Origin of the sequence: Desulfosalsimonas sp., assembly GCF_046483245.1 — a bacterium.
In the GTDB taxonomy this organism is placed as follows: domain Bacteria; phylum Desulfobacterota; class Desulfobacteria; order Desulfobacterales; family Desulfosalsimonadaceae; genus Desulfosalsimonas.
Genome location: NZ_JAWODO010000050.1, coordinates 1 through 20,148 on the forward strand (window position 1 = coordinate 1; position 20,148 = coordinate 20,148).

Here is a 20,148-nt window from a genome sequence, read left to right on the forward strand (position 1 = left end):
AACGATTCCCGGAAGTCCCGGGACTGACCGGTGATGGTGCTGTCAAACTCAGCCGGCACCTCGGTGTCAATATAGTTTTCCACCTTGGAAAGCGCGCGCCCCAGGGGCACGCCCGGGGGCAGATCCGAGCTGATGGTGGTGGCCCGGGCCCGGTTGAAGTGATGGATTTCGCTGGGGCCGGAGCCTTCTTCCAGTTCCACCAGGTGGGCCATGTTGACCATCTGTCCGTCCTGGTTACGCAGATAAATGCGATTGATTGCATCCGGGATGTTTTCCCTTTCGGCGATTTCCGTGATCACGTCATAGCGTTCGCCCTGTCGTTCGATTTCCGTGATATCGGGCTCGCCAAAAACAAATCGCAGGGTGTTGGCGATCTCCGCCACGGTAATTCCCATTTCCTCGGCCTGCTGCCGGTTGACCCAGGTCTGCACTTCGGGCTTGTTGAGTTTCATGTCCGCGCGCACCCCGGCAAAATCGGGCTGGGAGCGCATCCAGTTCATGACCTGTTCCTGGGCCCCGGCCAGTTTTTCAATGTCCTGATGGGTGAGCACCACCTGCAGGGGGGCTTCGGCGCCCACCGGGCCACCGCCTTCAATGGCATAGCCGCGAACGCCGGTGAGGCGGCCCATTTTATCCCGCACTTCGGCCATGATAGCCTGCTGATTGCGGTCTCTTTCGGAATAGTGGGTCAGGCGCACAAACACCATGCCCTCGTTGACCTTGCCCGGCCCGGTCCTGGCCATGCCGATGGCCATGAAAAAGGAGCGGATTTCCTCAATGCCGGAGAGTATCTCTTCGATCTGCTTTCCGTAGCGGTCTGTGTTGGTCAGGGTGGCGCCTTCCACGGTTTCATAGGCGATCATGAACTGGCCTTCGTCTGAGCTAGGTACAAATTCAGATTCCAGGCGGGTGAGAAAGAAAAAACCCACCCCCAGGGCCAGCACCGCAACGACCACGGTCACGGCCCGCTGTCTGAGTGCGGCATTGAGAAGCGGGTTGTAGAGCTTTTCCAGGCTTTTGAAAAAAACTTCAGTAAAGCGAAACACCACCGGCCGTCTGGCGTAGGCGGCCGGCGCCTTGAGATACCGGGAGCACAGCATGGGCGTCAGTGTCAGGGCTGTAAACGTGGAGGCCAGAACGGTTACCGCAACCGTGAGGCCGAACTCGAAAAAGAACCGGCCGATCATCCCCGGCATAAAGGCCACCGGAATAAAGACCGACAGCAGGGCCAGGGTGTTGGCGATGGCGGCAAAGGCGATTTCCGTTGTTCCGGTGCGGGCCGCGGGCTTGGCGTCCGCGCCCTGCTCCATGTGCCGGTAGCAGCTTTCCAGCACAACAATGGCGTCATCGACCACTAAACCCACCACCAGAATCAGGGCCAGAAGTGAGAGCACGTTTAATGAAAATCCCAGGTAGAAAATTACTGCCATGCCCGCCAGAAGGGAGGTGGGTATGGTGATGGCGGCAATCACGGTCCCGCGGATGGTTCCGAGAAAAAACAGGATCACCACGGCCACCAGGGCTGTGGCAATAAAAATGGTGGTGATCAGGTCGTTGATGTTCTCACTGACAAACTCAGAGTCATCCGATGCCACCTGATACCGCAGTCCAGGCAGAAAGTCTTTTTCAACAGACTTCATTTCCCGCCTTACCCGCTCAACCACCTCCACCAGGTTGGCATCGGACTGCTTGACCACGCCCAGGCCCACGGAGGGTTCGGTATTGTAGCGGGCCACATTGCGGTCGTTTTCCACCCCGTCCACTGCTTCGCCCACGTCTGCCAGGCGCACGGGGGAGCCGTTTCGATGGGTGATGATAATGTCGTTGAAGGGCTCGGCGTCGGCAAACCGGCCTTCGGTTTTGATCAGAAACTCGCGCTGTTTGCTTTCAATCCGCCCGGACGGGATATCCACATTTTGGGCCTGGATTTTTTCCACCACCTCCCGGGGGGTGAGGTTGTGGCCCGCCAGTTTGTCGGGGTCCAGGCGGATACGCACGGCGTACTTGCGCTCACCGCCGATAAAAATCTGCCCCACCCCGGGGAGCCGTTCCAGGCGGTTTTTGATCACCGTGTCAGCATACTCGGTCATGCTCACAGGGTCCCAGCGTTTATCTCCCCGCAGGGAAATCCACATTACTGCCTGGGCATCCGGGTCAACCTTGCGGATCACCGGCTCCTCAATGTCATCGGCCATATCCGGTCTGGCGCGGGTGACCCGGTCGCGCACATCCTGGGCAGCCAGGTCAATGTCGCGGTAGAGTTCAAATTCCACGGTGACCACCCCCACCTGTTCCCGGCTGGTGGACTTGATCTCCTTGACGCCCTCAATGGTGTTTAGCTGTTCTTCAAGGGGTTCGACCACCTCGGTTTCAATGACTTCGGGGTCGGCTCCGGGCAGCACTGCGCTGACGTTGACAATGGGAAACTCCACGTCCGGATATTCCCGCACCGGCATCTGGTTGTAGCCAAACAACCCGAAAATGAAAATCACCAAAAACAGGACCGTGGTCAATACGGGTCTGCGGATGCATAGATTCCAGATCATAATCGGTCAAATACCTTATATTCGTGTCCGGTCAAACCCGGACAAAATTAAATCGCAACACTCCGGGTTTATTCCGGGCAAACTTGAGCTCCTTCGTACAAGGAGATATGGCCGGCCCGGACAATGGTTTCGCCTTCTTCCAATCCGCTTGTGATCTCAACAATGCCGGGCCTGCGCAGTCCGATTTCCACTTCCCGGCCTTTGGCGCGACCGTTTTCAATAACAAAGACCATATAGCCCGATCGCGTGGGGATCAAGCCTTCTTCCGGGATGGTAAGCACCCCTTCCCGGGTCCCGGAGATGAGCTCCACGGATGCAAATCCGCCCGGCCGCAGCAGGTTTTTGGGGTTTTCGGCATGTGCCTGGATTCTCAGGCTCCGGGTGCCGGGATCAATTTGCGGGTCGATGAAATCAATCGTGCCGGGGAATTTTTTCTCCGGATAAGCCGGTGCACTGATGCGGATTTGCTGGCCAACGCCGACCCTTCCCATGTGGCGCTCCGGCACGGTGAAGCGGATTTTTAAACGGTCCACCTGGACAACAGCGGTCAGTTGGGTCTCGGTGTCGACAAGCTGTCCGGCATCCACGTGATGGGCGCCTGCAAACCCGTCAAACGGCGCCCGGATTTTGGTGTCTTTCAGTGTTTCCCGGATGTTTTCGATTTCAGCCTGAATGCGTTTGACTTGGGCGGTCAGGGCCTGATACCGGGTGCGCGCTTCATCACGGGCTTCCTCGGTGCCCAGTTTCTGCTCATAGAGCCGTTGGCGGCGCTGGAACACCAAGCGGGCGTTTTCCAGGTTGGCCCGGGTCTCTTCCAGGGCGGCCTGCCGGGCATCGAGTTCGGCGCGGATCTTGGCGTCATCAATGGTGAAAAGCAGCTGTCCCTTTTCCACCCGCGCGCCTTCTTCAAACTCCACGGTTTCGATGATACCGCTGATTTCCGGGTATACCTGCACGCTCTGAAATGCCTCGATGCTGCCGATGCCGCCGATGATTTCCTCAAGATCGGCTGTTTCCACTTTGGTCCGGTCCACGCTGACGCATGATTCAGACTCCTTGTCCTGCTGCCCGTCCTTTTCGCTGTCATCGGCGCCGCAGCCCCATACCAGCAGCAGTGCCAGGATCAGGGCCGCAAGTCCCGGAGCCGTGCCGCGGGCCCGCCGCCTGTCTGCTCTATCCGTTTTCATTGAGAATCTCCTTTTCCAGCAGATCGCTTTGAAATGTTCCGGTTGCCAGATCCAGCCGGATCAGGTCCAGTTGATAGGTGTAATAGGCCTGGGCAAGGCGGTTTTCCGCTTCATTTAACGCGGTAAATGCATCCACCTGGTCCACGGCTGTCACCAGTCCTTCCTCGAACTGGGCAGAGACCTGCTCATAATTGCGCGTTGCAGAGCGTACCTGCCGTTTGAGCTGATCAATGACTTTCTGCTGGGTTTTAATGTCGAGATAGACACTACGCACCTGGTTTCGGATCTCTTTACGCAGTCGGCTGAGGCTGAATTGGGCCTGGCTTTTCTCCGAGCGGGCGCGGTCGACCTCGGCAGTGGTCTGCCAGCCGGTAAACAGGGGGTAGGAAAGCACCAGGCTGGCGTTCCAGTCATCGTGCTCACCGTAAAACAGGTCTTCTTCATCGGTGCGGACGTACTGGGCATTCAGGCTCAGGTTCGGGAAATAGTCGGCCTTTTCATAATCCACCCGCTCATCAGAAGCCTGCAGCTCCCGGGCGGCCTGGTCAAAATCCGGCCGGTTGGCCATGGCCCTGGCAAACAATTCTGAAATCGGCGCTGACCCAAATGAACGTTCAGAAGGTTCCTGGATGGGCCCGGGAATGGAGTCGATCCCCATTTCCAGGGCCAGGCGTTCCAGGGCAATGTCATGCTGATTTTTGGCACGCTCCAGCTGCTCCCGGCTCTGGGCCACCTGGACTTCGGCGCGCAGCACATCGGTTTGGGTCAATATACCTACCTGGAATTGGGCCTCGGCCCGGTCCAGCTGCTGAACAGCCCTTTTTAATGCATTTTCGGCGATTTCAATGGCCCTTCGTCCCAGCAGCGCCTCGTAATACTGGACACTGACCTGGTACAAAATTTCCTGAACCCTTCTCAAGTGGCGGAATCTGGAACCGTCATAATAGTGTTCGGCGATTTTTCTGGCGCTCCAGACCTTTCCCCACTGATAGATGTGCTGATCGAGCTGCAGGGTCAAAGTGTTATAGTTGTCGGGGGATGACAGCGAGGAAAATCCTCCGCCCGCCGATGATCTGCCCAGATCCGAATCCTTTTGCCGGTTGTGGGCCCCGCGCAGGCTGAGCTGGGGATAGAGATTGGAAGTGGCCGAGGTGATATCGGTTCTGGCGTTGACCAGGTCCTGGCGGGAAATGCCCACCTGTTCATTTTCCTTTAATGCGGTTTGAAATGCCTGCTCAAGGGTTAAGCCCTGGGTTTGCCCGGGGGCAGCCGAAGCGGTCTGCCTGGCTTTTGCCATGCCGCAAGTCAGCATGAGCATCACAGCTGCCACCGTGAAAATAAGGCCGGTTTTTTTCATGGATTGCCCCTGCATGTCATTGTCCTTGTTCTATTTGTTACCTGTTTTAAAGTGATATTAAACCGTTTGGCAGTCTTGTCCGCCGGGGGTAAGCGCCCGCCGGCAAAAAGCAATGGCTCCTTGTGTAAGCTTGGGGGTGTCAGCAGATTCCATGAGATTCATGTGGGTGATGCCGAAAATCAGGCTGTGGATCACGGCTGCGGTTTTATCGATGTCCACAGAGGCGATGCTTCCGTCGCAAACACCGGTTTCCAGGCTTTCTTTGATAAGGCTCATCACCTGCTGCTTAAGGGAGTCCAGCAGCATTTTTTCCGGGTCGCAATCATCTGCCGGGTCCGGGAAAAACCGCTGGAATATCCGGATCTGCTGAATGTGGTCCCGGCTGTAGTTTTCGTTAAACCGGATCAGGGCCTCGATTTTTGCCATGCCGGTGGCCTGCCGGCAAAGCACTTTCTTCAGGCTGCGCAGGTAAACCTCGCCGGCGATGGAAAATATTTCATGGATAATGCCCCGCTTGTTTTTGAAATGATAAAACAGGGTGCCATGAGCCACGCCGGCATCTTCGGCGATTTCTGCCGTGGAGGTTTCGGCAAAACCTTTTTGTGCAAAAAGTCTGGTGGCGGATTCAATAATTGCCTGTTTACGGCCCACGGGTTCGCCTCTTTGGGTTGCGGCGGATTTGAATTTTTTATTCCATGCAAACGGAGATTTGATTTTTTTCAGAAACTGAGTGAGTTGTCAATCAGTTTTTTTTAGTGTTATTTTTTCAGCCCGAAAATTGATGGCACCGTAAAAAGTCTGATTTCAGATGGCGCCGTAAAAAGTTCAAGATCAAGGCTTGCGCAATTTCGAAGAATGCAGCGTACTTATCCGTACGTGAAATTCTGAGAAATTGCGCGTAACGCAGATATTGGACTTTTTACGGCGCCATCAAGATTCCGGAACCGGAATTATCCGCCGATGGTGTTCATGCGGCTGAGGCCGGTGACTTGCCGGGTCTGGAGATTGTGCTGCTCGGGCTTGCTGGCCACGGCTGCGAGAAAAATGCCGGACAGGGTTTTGTCGGAAGCCTTGTTCCGCAGGGCGGTTTTGATATCCGTGGTTTGGTTGGAAAGCAGGCAGGCGCGCAGACGGCCGTCGGCTGTAAGGCGCAGCCGGTTGCATTCCCGGCAGAAATGCCGGCTCACGGCAGTGATCAGGCCGATTTCACCCAATGCCCCGGCAAACCGGTACCGCCTGGCCGGTCCGTCATTTTGCTGCCGGTTTATCGGTTCCAGCGGCGCAACACTCTGGAGGCGGTTGTGGATTTCGGGTGCCAGCAGAGGGGCATGATCGGAAAAGGAGGTTTCCCCGAAAGGCATCTGCTCAATGAAGCGCACATGCACGGGGTACGCATATGTCAGTCGGGCAAGCTCGGTGAGCTCATCGTCGTTGACGCCGTTTAAGGCCACCGCGTTGATTTTTACCGGGGCGAATCCCATGTCCAGGGCCGTCTCAATGCTTTGCCATACCCTGTCAAAAGCGTTCACGCCGGTAATCTGCTTGTATTTTTCCGGCTGCAGGGTATCCAAACTGATGTTGAGCCGCTGGATGCCTATTTCCCGGAGTCTGGGCAGATGCCGCTTTAACATTACCCCGTTGGTCGTCACGGAAATGTCGGACAAACCCGGCATTCGGGTCAGTTCTTCGAGAAAATCGCAGCAGCCCTTGCGTACGAAAGGTTCGCCGCCCGTAACGCGTGCCTTGACAATGCCGAGGCGGACCCCGACCCGGACAACGCGGAGGATCTCCTCGTAGCGCAGAATGGATTCATGGGGCATCTTTTCAATGGGCCAGCCCGGCGCGCAGTAACAGCAGCGCAGGTTGCATCGGTCAGTGATGGAGATCCGCAAATAGTTGATATGGCGGTGATAAGAATCGACCAGGGTGTGTTTGGGCAATGAGTTGTGCATAAGTAAAATTGTCGTATGGCTAAAATTGAGTCCGGCCTGCCGGGCCGGAAAGACTTTTCCGAAACCGGGCCGGTTTGATTGTATTTGCGCCAGAGCGTCTTTCTGGCAGGCAACTATACCATATTCTTCAGGCAGGTCCATGAAAAATCCGTCTTTACTTTGGGATCAGGGAACTTATTATTGTACCAATGAAAAATGTTTGGCAGTATTGACAATGTCGACCGGATTATATTAATGGAAAGTTTTTGAATTTGGCGTTGGTTTCAACGAAAACATATTGGCAAGGACCCCCCCGATGGCACATGTTCACAAATACGAGCGACAGCAGTTTGAAAAATTGTTTCGCCAGGAGCAGATTGATCATCTTGATAAACGCCTGCAGATTCTTGACGCGTTTTTGCAGATTGAAGGCCACGTCACCGCCGGACTGCTTGAACAAAAGCTGCAGGAGCAATACGGAGATCCGTTTTCCGAAAATTTTGTCACCGAAACCCTGGAGCTGATGTGCCGGTTCGGATTTGCCCAGAAAAACCGTTTTCAAAACGGAGAAGCACAGTATGAACACCGGCACCTGGGCCATCATCACGATCACATGATATGTACCAAGTGCGGCCGGGTCATAGAGTTTGAAAATCAGCATATAGAAGCGCTGCAGCAGGAAGTGGCCCACTCGTACGGATTTCATCTGCTGCAGCATCGCCTGGAAATGTACGGCATTTGTTCCGACTGCATGCAGCAGCGGATGCACCAGATGCCGCTGTATGCGGCCAAACCCGGAGAGCGGGTGGTGATCACGGAATTGACCGGCGGCAGCAGTTCCAGACTGCGCCTGATGAGCATGGGACTGCGCGTTGATGACCATGTAGAAATTATTACCAATTACGGCCGGGGCCAAGTGGTGGTGGCAGCGGGCAACCAGCGTTACGTGCTTGGCCGGGGCCTGGCCGGCAAAATTATCGTGGAGCCGGAGGCCGGAAAAAATACCGGGCAGGGCGCAGATGCCGCCCGATAATTGATGAACCTGATACCAACCCCAATGGCCTGAGCAAAAACTGGATTTGGCCCGGGCAATGCGATAGAATGGAGAAAATGCCGGCATGCGTTTGAGCGAAATGAGAGAGGGACAGTCCGGAAGGATTGTATCCGTGGGCGGAGATATGCGCCTGCGGCGGCGGATACTGGAAATGGGCCTGACCCGGGACTCAAAATTTTATATTGAAAAATATGCGCCATTGCGTGATCCCCTTGAGCTGACCACCCGGGGGATGCATGTTTCTTTGCGTGTAAAGGAGGCCATGGCCATTACCGTGGAACCACTGGAGGCGGACCATGGCTGAAAAAAATATACGAATCGCCCTTACCGGAAATCCCAATTCAGGCAAAACCACCATTTTTAATCATCTCACCGGAACGCGCCAGAAAGTGGGCAACTGGCCGGGGGTGACTGTGGAAAAAAAGGAAGGCGATGTTGAAAAATTCGGCTATCATTTAAAAATTGTCGATTTGCCCGGTACTTACAGTCTTACCCCTTTTTCCATTGAAGAAATCGTCGCACGCAACTACATACTGGATGAAAATCCGGATGTGGTCATCGACATCATCGACGCCTCCAACCTGGAGCGCAGCTTGTATCTGGCCAATCAGCTCCGGGAATTGAACTGCAAGGTGATTTTTGCCCTAAACATGGCCGACTTGGCCCTCGCCAGGGGATATAAAATCGATGCGGCCAAACTTTCCGAACTGCTGGGCGTGCCCGTGGTGTTTACCGTAGGCAACAAGGGGCAGGGGCTCGACGAGCTGATGAAGACCGCCGTGGAATCAGCGCAAACCGACGTCTGTATCCCGGAAACCCGGAAAGTTCGCTACTCAAAGGATATAGAAAAGGCCATTGCCGAGCTTCGGGCTGCAATCGAAGAATGCACCGGGCCGGATTTCCCTTATGACCGGCGATGGACAGCCGTCAAGCTGCTGGAAGACGATACCATTATCCGGCAACGGCTGGATGAACTTCTGGGCAAAGACAGCCGTGAGCTCATGGAGATTGCCGGCCGGCTTCGGGCCAGGCTGGCTGACCTGTTCCACGAAGAGCCCGAAATTGTACTCACAGACGAGCGCTACGGGTTTATCGCCGGTATTATCAAGGAGGTGATGATTGCCTCCACCCGCCGGCGGGTGGATATTTCCCGCAATATAGACATGGTGCTGACCAACCGGTTTCTGGGCTTTCCCATTTTTATTTTTTTTATCTGGGCAATGTTTCAGGTCACCTTTACCCTTGGCGCGTATCCCATGGAGTGGCTGGAAGCCGGAATCGGGATGCTTTCCGGCGGGCTCGATGCAATGTTGCCGCCGGGAGTGGTGAAAAGTTTTCTGCTTGACGGGGTCATTGCCGGGGTGGGCAGCGTGCTGGTTTTTCTGCCCAATATTTTGCTGTTGTTTTTTTGCATTGCGCTTTTTGAGGATACCGGCTACATGGCGCGCGCCGCGTTTTTAATGGACCGGATCATGCATTTGATCGGGCTTCACGGCAAGTCGTTTATCCCCATGCTCATGGGATTCGGCTGCAATGTGCCGGCGATTATGGCGGCCCGGACCTTGGAAAGTCCCAAGGACCGCATTCTAACAGTGATGATCACCCCTTTTATGTCCTGCTCGGCCCGGCTTCCGGTTTATATCGTCCTGGCCGGCACCTTTTTTGCCGCCCACGCCGGCACCATGATATTTCTGTTGTATCTCGCCGGCATTGCCGTGGCCATTTTAACCGGCCGGCTTTTGCGGAGTTTTTTGCTCACCGGAGCCGATGCCCCCTTTGTCATGGAATTGCCGCCCTACCGGGTGCCCATGCTTAAAAGCCTGCTGATTCACATGTGGGACCGGGCCAAGATGTTTTTAAAGAAAATGGGCGGCATTATCCTTGTGGGATCCATCGTCATATGGGTTTTGTCCGCCTATCCGAAAAACATCGATTATGACGTGAACTACCAGGCCCGGATCCAGGCGGTAAACCAGCAATATGCGGAGCAGATCGCCGATGCCGCCCCGCAGCAGAAGCAAGGCCTCAAACAGGAGCAGCAGCAACAAATCGATCGTCTCCGGCGGGAAAAACAGGTGGAACATGCCGAAAAATCCTACCTTGGCCGCATCGGTCAGGTGATGAGCCCGGTTTTTGAGCCCATCGGCATTGAGTGGCGCGGCAGTGTGGCGATTCTCACCGGTTTTGTGGCCAAGGAAATCGTGGTCAGCACCCTGGGGGTTTTGTATGCCGTGGACGGGGAAACCGATTCCGAGGCCCTGCGCCGGGCACTGCAAAGTTCCGGGATGACTCCGCTTTCCGCATTGTCCCTGATGGTTTTTGTCCTTCTCTATATCCCCTGCCTGGCCACTGTTGCCGCCATTGCCAGGGAGACCGGTTCGGTCCGGTGGGCGTTTCTGAGTGTGGCTTACACCACGGCGGTGGCATGGATGGCTTCGTTTGTTGTTTACCAGGGGGGCGGGTTATTGATTGGGTAATCGGGAAAAGTGGTGCTGATTTTGGGTTAATGCTCAAAATCCTTGCGCGGATGGTTGCTCATGGGTTATGTGTAAACAAGGACTGAATTGAAGTAAAAACCGACACCATTATGGGAGAGGTTATGACACAATATAAAGTATCGTTTCAGCCGCACGACAAGGAAATTATCGTGGAAGAAGGCCAGAGCCTGATCCGGGCGGCCATGGATGCGGGCGTTCACATCAATGCCTCCTGCGGAGGGGAAGGCGTCTGCGGCAAATGCCGGGTGATCATTGAAAGCGGTGAGGTCGAAGGCGGGGTTTCCGAGCAGTTAAGTCAGCAGGATCAGGAAAAGGGCTACCGCTTGGCGTGCCTGTCAAAGGTCAGAAGCGACCTGACCGTACGGGTCCCCACGGAATCCTACATTGACGCCAAGGTGCTGAACCTGCAGGCCACGGCCCGAAAAACCGCGCGGATCAAGCAGCTGAATTTAGAGGATCTCAAAGAAAAGGGCATGTTTGTTCCGGCCGTGGACAAGGTTTACGTGGAAATGCCCGTGCCCGAGGGAACCGACAATGAGGCCGACGTCACCCGATTGGTTCAGGCCCTGCACAAGGATCACAACGAACACCGCATGGAGTTGGATTTGTCGGTGATCCGCAAAGTTCCGGACGTGGTGCGCGAGGCGGATTTCAAGGTCACCACCACCATTGCCCGGCCGGTGCGCGAAGACGGCAAAAACAGAATCATCAGTGTTCATGCCGGCGATACAACAGAGCGCAATTTTGCCATTGCCGTGGATATCGGCACAACAAGCATCTACGGCCAGGTCATTGATCTGATTTCCGGCGAGGTCCTGGCGCAGTACGGGGATTTTAATTCCCAGATCAGCTACGGCGAGGATATCATCAGCCGCATTGTGTATGCGGAAAAAGGAGACGGGCTGGAAAAACTCCACTCCCTTGTCATATCCACGATTAATTCCGTGATCGGCAAAATCATCAAAAAATCCGGCATTGATGCAGACGAGATCTCCACGATCACGTTTGCCGGCAACACCACCATGACCCAGCTGTTTTTAAAGGTCAATCCCAGATACATCCGCCGGTCGCCTTATGTCCCGGCTGCCAACATTTATCCGGCCTTCAAGGCCGTGGAGATCGGCCTGGAGGTGCCGGATCATGTCATGGCCCTGGTCTATCCCCAGGTCTCAAGCTACGTGGGCGGAGATATTGTGGCCGGTGTCATGGGTTCCGGGATGTATCAGGACGAGGAACTGACCCTGTACATGGATATCGGCACCAACGCCGAGGTGGTCATCGGCAACAAGGACTGGATGGTTTGCGCAGCCTGCTCGGCAGGCCCGGCCTTTGAGGGCGGCGGTATCAAGCTGGGCATGCGGGCCTCGGAAGGCGCTATCGAGGACTTCTCCGTTGATCCGGCGACCCTGGAGCCCATGAATGTTACCATCGGCAATGTCCGGCCCAAAGGCATCTGCGGCAGTGGCCTGATCACCTGTGTGGCCACCATGTTCGAAATGAGCATTATCGACAACCGGGGCAAATTTAACCGGGACCTGGAAACAGACCGTATCCGGGAAGTCGACGGGGTGTATGAATATGTTCTGGCCTGGCAGGATGTCTCTGGAATTGACAGGGACTTGGTGCTCACCGAAATTGATATCGACAACTTGATTCGCGCCAAGGGCGCGATCTACAGCGGGTGCCGGACCCTTCTGTCTGAGGTGGGCCTGTCGATCAACGATTTGGACCGCATTATCATGGCCGGTGGCTTCGGCAGCTATATTGATCTGGAAAAAACCATGACCATCGGTCTGCTGCCGGAAATCGACCCGGAAAAAGTTACCTTTATCGGAAACGGATCGCTCATGGGCGCCCGGATGAGTGCGCTGACCAACAGCATCCGGCGTGACGTGGTGGCCACGGTCAACCGGATGACCAATTTTGAACTTTCGGAAACCCAGTCCTTCATGGACAATTATATTGCGGCACTGTTTCTACCTCATACGGAACAGAACCTGTTTCCAAAATTAAAGAAGCGGATGGATGAACGGCACCGGCAGCTCGGGGACTGATCAGGGAGGCATGGCTGCTGTTTTGCCCACAAAATTGCTTGTATAATGATTGACAAAACGTTTTTTTTTGATATTAAATTTATCTTTTAAAACTGTATAAATGAAAAGGTGACGCGTGCATTCTGGCACCGGGTGTTGCCTGCGCAACAAAGCAGGATATCGGCTCAATTGCGCAGCCGGCGATCACACAGAGGAGCCGGGCAGGCTTTGTCTGTTTTGCAGTAATAAATCGAAATCGTGATTAGATTGTAAATGGATACCGCTTCAACTGAAATCGCTTAAGAATAAGGAGGTAACATTGGGCTTCGAAATCTTTAAAGAATCCTATGCAGGCAGCATCAGGCCGATCACTCTCGGCAAAGGCGAAAAGGCCGTAACAGTCGGTGGCGAAAGCTGTCTCCCGCTTTATAAGTTCGAAGGGGAGATGCCCAATAAGCCCAAGATTGCAATGGAAATCTGGGACATGGAGCCGACAGACTGGTCAGAGGCGGCCAAAAAACCCTTTGAGGACGTACTGGGTGATCCTGCGGCATGGGCCAAAAAATGCGTGGAACAGTACGGGGCGGAGATGATTGTATTGCAGCTCAAAAGCGCCGATCCCAACGGGACCGATGCCAGCCCCGATGAAATCGTGAAAAAAGTCAAAAGCATTCTCGAAGCCATTGACGTGCCGCTGATTCTTTGGGGCACCACCAATGTGCAGAAAGACGAGGAAGTGCTCAAAAAGGTCTCTGAGGCCTGCGAGGGCAAAAACCTTGTTTTTGGACCGGTGGAAGACGACAATCACAAAGGTATTGGTGCAAGCGCAATGGGTTTTGGCCATACAATTATTTCCTCTTCACCCATTGACGTCAACTTGGCCAAGCAGGTCAATATTTTGTTGGAAAACCTGGGCGTTCCCAATGATCGTATCCTTATCGATCCCACTACCGGTGGTCTGGGCTACGGCATGGAGTATTCCTATTCCGTCATGGAGCGTATCCGCATGGCAGCCCTGCTGCAAGGTGATGACAAGCTGCAGTATCCCATTGTCAACAACCTCGGAAACGAAGTCTGGCGCTGCAAGGAAGCCAATCAGAAAGCCGACGATGCACCTGAGCTGGGTGACCCGGAACGCCGGGGCATTCTCATGGAAGCCGTGGGCGCGGTCACCTACCTGATGGCTGGCTCTGACATTCTGATTATGCGGCATCCAGAGGCCATTCGCATGGTCAAAAGCTTCATCGACCTGATTATGGAAGGCGGATCCGCCAGTGACGTGGCTCCCATCGAAAAGCAGTTGGCTGACGTGGACATTGATTATGCCTCAATGTCGCCTGAGCCGGATTTGAAGATCGAAGAGGAAAAGAAGGCCGCCCCCAAGAAAGCCGCCCCCAAGAAGGAAGAAAAGAAGGCTGCACCGAAGAAGGAAGAAAAGAAGGCTGAGCCCAAGAAGGCAGAAAAGAAGGCCGAGCCAAAGGCCGAAGAGGCCAAGCCCACAGCCGAGGAAAAGGCCGCCAAGCCGGCAGAGGATCCGGAAGCCAAGGCCAAAGCAGAGGCCGAAGCCAAGGCCAAGGCGGAAGAAGACGCCAAGAAAAAGGCCGAGGCTGAAGCCAAGGCAAAACAGGAAGCCGAAGCCAAGGCCAAGGCCGATGCCGAAGCCAAGGCCAAGGCTGAAGAAGAGGCCAGGAAAAACGCCGAGGCCGAGGAACGGGCCAATCGGGAGGAGGAAGAAAGAAAACTGCGCGAAAAACGGGCCAAGGAGCGCGAGCAGCTTCACAAGAAGCGCGAGGCCGCAGCAGAAAAACCCGAAGCCCTGACCCCGGCAGCGGAACAGAAATCCCACCTGGATAAAATTGTGGAAAGACTGGACCGGATTCACCGGAAAGTCTGAAGATATAAAATATGGTATTCAAAGGCATCCAATACATCTTGCGCCATGGCGGAAAGACCCGCTGATATGCCCGACACCGGCGCGACATGCATACTTGCCGAATTTAAAAGCAACAAGAGGAGGAACCTCTAATGGCAGAAGAAAAAGAAAAAAAAGCTGCTCCGAAAAAGGAAAAACTAGCTGATCCGATTGCAGCGACCATTGATGTTGCATCCCAGCAACTGATTGCTCGCGCCCAGAAACTCGGTGTTGAAACGGTTTTTGACCGTGCCGAAACCATGAAACCCTGTAACATCGGTTCCCAGGGTACCTGCTGCAAGAATTGCGGCATGGGTCCCTGCCGGCTGCCGCTGCCCAAAAGCGGCATCGAGGGCGAGGATACCCGAAAAGGCCTATGCGGGGCAACGGCCAATACCATTGCCGCCAGAAACTTTATCCGGATGATCGCCGGCGGCGCGGCTGCCCACTCCGACCACGGCCGGGGAGTGGCTGAAGTCTTTCTGACCGCCGCCCGGAAAGAAAGCGATGACTACAAGATCAAGGATCCGGTGAAACTGCTTCAGGTGGCTGAAGCTCTGGGCGTGGCCACTACCGTGGAAGTCGACGGGGAAACCAAGGACCGGGATCTTGATGAAGTCGCGGTGGAAGTTGGTGAAATGGCCATGGCCGAATGGGGCAAGCCCGACGGCGAGGTGCTTTATCTTAAGCGTGCCCCCCAGGCCCTTTATGAAAAATGGGAAAAATGGGGTGTCAAGCCCAGAAACATCGACCGGGAAATCGTGGAGATCATGCACCGGACCCATATCGGCGTGGATCAGGATTACCGCAACCTGATGAAACAGGGTGTTCGTGCTGCCATTGCCGACGGATGGGGCGGCTCCATGCTGGCCACTGACCTGCAGGATATCCTGTTTGGCACACCGTATCCGCTGCAGTCCGAGGCCAACTTGGGCGTGATGAAAGAAGATCATGTCAACCTGATTGTCCACGGCCATGAACCGATCCTTTCCGAAATGATTGTGGCCGCCTCCCAGTCCAAGGAAATGCTCGATTATGCCAAGCAAAAAGGCGCCAAGGGCATCCAGCTCAGCGGCATCTGCTGCACGGCCAACGAAATCCTCCAGCGCCACGGAATTCCGCCGGTAGCCACCTTCCTGCAGCAGGAACTGGCCATTATCACCGGTGCCTGTGACGCCATGGTAGTCGATATCCAGTGCATCATGCAAAACTTGGCAAATGTATCCAAATGCTTTCACACCAAGCTGATCACCACCCATCCCATTGCCAAAATGGAGCAGGACAATGTCATTCACATTGAGTTTGACGAGCATTATGCCATGGAAGATGCCAAGCGCATTGTGAAAATGGCCATTGACAACTTTGAAAACCGCGGCTCCGAAGTGATGATCCCGCGCCAGAAAGCCACCCAGATCGCCGGATTCGGCGTGGAATCCATCCAGTACCATCTGGGCGGAACCTTCCGGGGAGACTACTACACCTTAAACGACAACATCATCAACGGCCGGATCCGCGGCATTGCCGGCGTGGTTGGCTGCAACAACGCCCGGACCCGTCACAACGAGGGCCATATCCAGGTTGTCAAGGAACTGATTAAAAACGACGTGATCGTGCTGACCACCGGCTGCAACGGCATTGCCTGCGCCATGGAAGGCCTGCTCACTCCTGAGGCAGCAGGTGTTTACTGCGGTGCCGGCCTGGCCGAGGTCTGCGAGACAGTCGGTATTCCGCCGGTCCTCCACCTGGGCTCCTGCGTGGACAACAGCCGGATTCTGCTGGCAGCCACAGAAGTGGTCAATGCCGGCGGTCTGGGCAATGATATCTCCGAACTGCCTGCAGCCGGAAGCGCCCCGGAATGGATGAGTGAAAAGGCCATCTCCATTGGTCAGTACTTTGTGGCCTCGGGTGTTTACACGGTGTTTGGCGTCACCTTCCCCACAACCGGCGCCCCGGTTTTCCAGGACTTCCTGTTCAAGGAAATGGAAAAGATGTACGGCGGCATGTGGGATCTTGAGATTGACCCGATCAAGCACGCCCACAAGATGATCGCCCATATCGACTCCAAGCGCAAGGCCCTAGGCATTGACAAGGCCCGGGAGCGGGTGCTTATGGACATGGCCGATCGCCAGAAGCTCGAAGCATAAAAGGCTTTGGGATGACGGATATAAGAGACTTGATCTCAAAAGATATTTTTGATGACGAAGCAACACCAAATCCTCAACGAAGGAGGACCGTATGTCTAAACTGATCGCATTTGCTGCCATTCAGGGCGGCTATAAAGTTGTCTCCCAGGTGGAAGGGGAACTGGAGAAAACCCTGCAGTCCTATGACGCCTCCACCAAGGTGGAATTTCCCAATACCGGGTATTTTCTGCCGGTCATCTATTCTCTGACCGGGCTGAAGGTGGAAACACTGGAGGACATGAGAAAACCGCTGGAATTTGCCCGCAAACTGCTGCCGCCGCATATCAAGGGCAAGCATCATTTGCCGTTTCTCGGCCCCTTGCTGGATGCGGGCATGGCCGCCATCCTGGCTTATGAAATCCGTGAAGCTCTGCGGATCGTCAAGGACCCGGATTTCTACTATCCGCATGAAGATCCGGATATTGAAAACGGCAAAATCTGGCTGGGCCCGGCAGATGATGTTGTGCTTCGCAAACGCGGCGTGGAATTTGTCGACGGCTCTGCCCCGGGTTTTGCCGCCATCGTGGGCGCGGCCCCGAGCCCGGAGATCGCCAAGAATATCGTGGAAGAATACCAGAAACGCAATCTCTATATCTTCTGCGCGGCCCAGCACCGCGGTATTTCCATTATTGACCAGCTCCTGGAAGCCGACGTTCAGGTAGGGTGGAATACCCGTATCGTGCCCTTTGGGCCGGATATTTCTTCTGCGGTCTTCGCCCTCGGGTTTGCCAACCGTGCGGCCTTGGCCTTTGGCGGTCTGCAGCCGGGCGACTACAAAAAGATTCTCAAGTACAACAAAGACCGGATCTTTGCATTTGTCAACGCACTGGGCGATATTGGAACCGAATGGGGCGTGGCAGCGGCTGGATGCGTCAACTGGGGTTTTCCCACCCTGGCAGACACGGATATCCCGGAAATTCTGCCCACCGGCATTTGCACCTACGAGCATGTGGTGGCCAATGTTCCCCATGACGAGATCGTTCAGCGCTCCGTGGAAGTCCGCGGCCTGAAAGTGCAGGTATCCCAGATCGATATCCCCTGTTCCTTCGGTCCGGCCTACGAGGGCGAGCGGGTGCGCGGAAAAGACCTGCACTCCCAGATGGGCGGCGGCAAGACACAGTGCACCGAGTTGGCGAAAATGGCCGACATGAAGGAGATCGAAGACGGCAAGGTTGAGGTCGTTGGCAAGGATGTCCCGGATATCAGCGAAGGCGACACCCTGCCGCTGGGCATTTACGTCCAGATCGCCGGCCGGGAGTTCCAGGCGGACTTTGAGCCCATCCTGGAACGCCAGATCCACCACCTGATCAACTATATCCAGGGCGTGATGCATATCGGTCAGCGCGACATTTCCTGGATCCGGGTGAGCAAGGCCGCCGTGGAAAAAGGCTTTACCTTAAAGGACATCGGCGTGGTCCTGCATGCCAAGATGCACCAGGATTTCGGCAAGGTCCTCGATAAGATTCAGGTGACCCTGTATACCAAAAAGGACGATGTGGCAAAGATGACCGAGCGGGCCAAGGCCGAGTACAAGCAGCGCGATGAGCGGGTGGAGAACATGAAGGACGAGGATGTGGAAATTTACTACTCCTGTACCCTGTGCCAGTCCTTTGCCCCCAACCATGTCTGCTCGGTATCCCCGGAACGGACCGGTCTGTGCGGCGCCTATAACTGGATGGACTGCAAGGCCTCCTACGAGATTAACCCCACAGGCCCCAACCAGCCCATTAAAAAGGGTGAAGTGATTGATCCGCGCCTGGGGCAGTGGAAAGGGGTCAATGAGTTTGTCAAGCAGGCATCCCGCGGTGCGGTGGAAGGCTACAACTTCTACTCCATCGTTTATGATCCCATGACCACCTGCGGCTGCTGCGAGTGCATCGCTGCGGTGCTGCCCACCTGTAACGGCGTTATGACGGTCAACCGGGAATACACCGGCGATACCCCTTGTGGTATGAAGTTTACCACGCTGGCCGGTGTCATGGGCGGCGGTGCCAAGTCCCCGGGTTTTGTGGGGCATTCCAAGTTCAACATCACCCAGCGCAAGTTCATCCGCGGCGACGGTCCGCCGGATATGGACGAAGGCGGACTGCTCAGAATCGTCTGGATGCCCAAGATGCTCAAAGAAGAGATCAAGGACCGGATTGATTCCCGGGCCAAGGAACTGGGTCTTCCGGACTTTTATGACAAGATCGCAGATGAGACCGTTGGCACCACGGAAGAGGAAGTCATGGAATTCCTCAAGGAAAAGGATCATCCGGCGCTGAAGCTGGAATCCGTCGTGGGTTGATGACAGCAGACAAGGAACCGGGCCGCAGGCAGCGGCCCGGTTCTGATTCGGTTATAATGACAGGATAGCGTAAAGCGAGGAGAAAAAAATGGCACTCACCGGAATTCAGATATTTAAGCTGCTGCCGCAGACCAACTGCAAGGAATGCGGGGCTCCCACGTGTCTTGCCTTTGCAATGAACCTTGCTTCCGGAAAAGCCGAACTCGACAGCTGCCCGTATGTATCTGACGAAGCTCGCGAGCAGCTGGCCGAAGCATCGGCCCCCCCGATTCTGCCGGTTCAGATCGGCAAAGGGGTCCGGGCAAGAACCGTGGGCGGAGAAACCGTTCAGTACCGCCACGAAAAAACCTTTTTCAATCCCACTGCACTGGCCGGCAAGATCAAGTCAGACATGGATGACAAGGAACTGGACCAGAAACTCAAGGTATGGAACGCCTTCCAGTTCGAGCGTGTGGGCTTTACCCTGCGGCCCGAGCTTGTGGCCCTGGAAGACGCCAACGGCGATGCTGACGCATTTGCCGCCAAGGCCAAAAAAATTGCTGAAAATTCGGAATTCAATCTCATCCTGATGTCGGAAAATCTGGATGTGATGAAGGCTGGCGTGGAGGCCTGCAAGTTTAAAAATCCCCTGATTTATGCAGCCACCAAGGATAATTTTGACGATTTCTCCGCACTGGCAAAAGAAAACGATCTGCCCCTGACCATCAAGGCCGATTCCGTGGAAGGCCTTATGGAGATGACCGACAAGCTTCGGGAGGAAGGGTTTAAAAAGATCGTCATTGATTCCGGATCCAGGGATGTCAAAAAGGCCTATGAAGACCAGGTCAACATTCGCCGGGCAGCCCTGAAAAAGAGCAATCGCTCGGTTGGGTATCCCACCATTGTCTTTCCGTGCGAAATGGCTGCTAATCTGGACATGGAAACGCTTGTGGCCTCCATGTTTATCGCCAAGTACGGCGCCATTTGCGTCATGTCGGATTTTACCAGTGAATCCCTGTTTGCCCTGCTGCTCGAAAGGCTCAATATTTTCACTGACCCGCAGCGGCCCATGACAGTGGTGGAAGACATCTACCCCATCGGCAACCCGGACGAGAATTCACCGGTGCTGATTACCACCAACTTTGCTTTGACCTATTTTATTGTCTCCGGCGAAATTGAAG

The 20,148-nt window shown here is 55.0% G+C and carries 13 protein-coding genes; 8 read left to right on the forward strand and 5 right to left on the reverse strand.

Annotation, left to right across the window (positions count from 1 at the left end; translation table 11 throughout):
- From R6U41_RS05190 to moaA, 5 genes are all read right to left on the reverse strand, one after another.
- A partial coding sequence (locus R6U41_RS05190) for an efflux RND transporter permease subunit (protein ID WP_410268771.1) occupies positions 1–2,546 on the reverse strand: 2,546 nt, incomplete at its 3' end.
- Positions 2,547–2,614: 68 nt separating this feature from the next.
- The gene (locus R6U41_RS05195; protein WP_410268772.1) at positions 2,615–3,733 is read right to left on the reverse strand and encodes an efflux RND transporter periplasmic adaptor subunit; all 1,119 of its coding nucleotides are present in this window, start codon (positions 3,731–3,733) and stop codon (positions 2,615–2,617) included.
- The gene (locus tag R6U41_RS05200) at positions 3,720–5,090 is read right to left on the reverse strand and encodes a TolC family protein (protein ID WP_410268773.1); all 1,371 of its coding nucleotides are present in this window, start codon (positions 5,088–5,090) and stop codon (positions 3,720–3,722) included. Before R6U41_RS05200 ends, R6U41_RS05195 begins: the two co-directional genes overlap by 14 nt.
- 57 nt (positions 5,091–5,147) lie before the next feature.
- Positions 5,148–5,741: a TetR/AcrR family transcriptional regulator gene (locus tag R6U41_RS05205; protein ID WP_410268774.1), complete on the reverse strand. Its 594-nt coding sequence runs from the start codon at positions 5,739–5,741 to the stop codon at positions 5,148–5,150.
- 299 nt (positions 5,742–6,040) lie between these two features.
- Complete coding sequence (moaA, locus tag R6U41_RS05210; protein ID WP_410268775.1) at positions 6,041–7,042, reverse strand: GTP 3',8-cyclase MoaA; 1,002 nt, start codon at positions 7,040–7,042, stop codon at positions 6,041–6,043.
- A 295-nt stretch (positions 7,043–7,337) separates the two neighbouring features.
- On the opposite strand from moaA, the gene R6U41_RS05215 reads away from it, so the two are divergent.
- The 8 genes from R6U41_RS05215 to acsC all read left to right on the forward strand — a co-directional run.
- Complete coding sequence (locus R6U41_RS05215) at positions 7,338–8,054, forward strand: transcriptional repressor (RefSeq protein WP_410268776.1); 717 nt, start codon at positions 7,338–7,340, stop codon at positions 8,052–8,054.
- Positions 8,055–8,139: 85 nt separating this feature from the next.
- Positions 8,140–8,379: a ferrous iron transport protein A gene (locus tag R6U41_RS05220; protein ID WP_410268777.1), complete on the forward strand. Its 240-nt coding sequence runs from the start codon at positions 8,140–8,142 to the stop codon at positions 8,377–8,379.
- On the forward strand, positions 8,372–10,552 hold the full coding sequence (gene feoB, locus R6U41_RS05225; RefSeq protein ID WP_410268778.1) for a ferrous iron transport protein B: 2,181 nt from the start codon (positions 8,372–8,374) through the stop codon (positions 10,550–10,552). Before R6U41_RS05220 ends, feoB begins: the two co-directional genes overlap by 8 nt.
- Before the next feature lie 122 nt (positions 10,553–10,674).
- Entirely contained in the window at positions 10,675–12,627 is a 1,953-nt protein-coding gene (locus R6U41_RS05230) for an ASKHA domain-containing protein (protein ID WP_410268779.1), read from the forward strand.
- A gap of 298 nt (positions 12,628–12,925) precedes the next feature.
- Entirely contained in the window at positions 12,926–14,500 is a 1,575-nt protein-coding gene (locus R6U41_RS05235; RefSeq protein ID WP_410268780.1) for an acetyl-CoA decarbonylase/synthase complex subunit delta, read from the forward strand.
- A 131-nt stretch (positions 14,501–14,631) separates the two neighbouring features.
- A complete protein-coding gene (gene cooS, locus R6U41_RS05240) occupies positions 14,632–16,662 on the forward strand; it encodes an anaerobic carbon-monoxide dehydrogenase catalytic subunit (protein WP_410268781.1) in 2,031 nt (676 codons plus the stop codon).
- A gap of 91 nt (positions 16,663–16,753) precedes the next feature.
- Positions 16,754–18,988 (forward strand): acetyl-CoA decarbonylase/synthase complex subunit alpha/beta, encoded by a 2,235-nt coding sequence (gene acsB / locus R6U41_RS05245; RefSeq protein ID WP_410268782.1) that lies wholly within the window; start codon positions 16,754–16,756, stop codon positions 18,986–18,988.
- Between the two features lie 88 nt (positions 18,989–19,076).
- Positions 19,077–20,148, forward strand: a 1,072-nt coding sequence (gene acsC, locus R6U41_RS05250; RefSeq protein WP_410268783.1) for an acetyl-CoA decarbonylase/synthase complex subunit gamma, incomplete at its 3' end; no start/stop codon positions are given.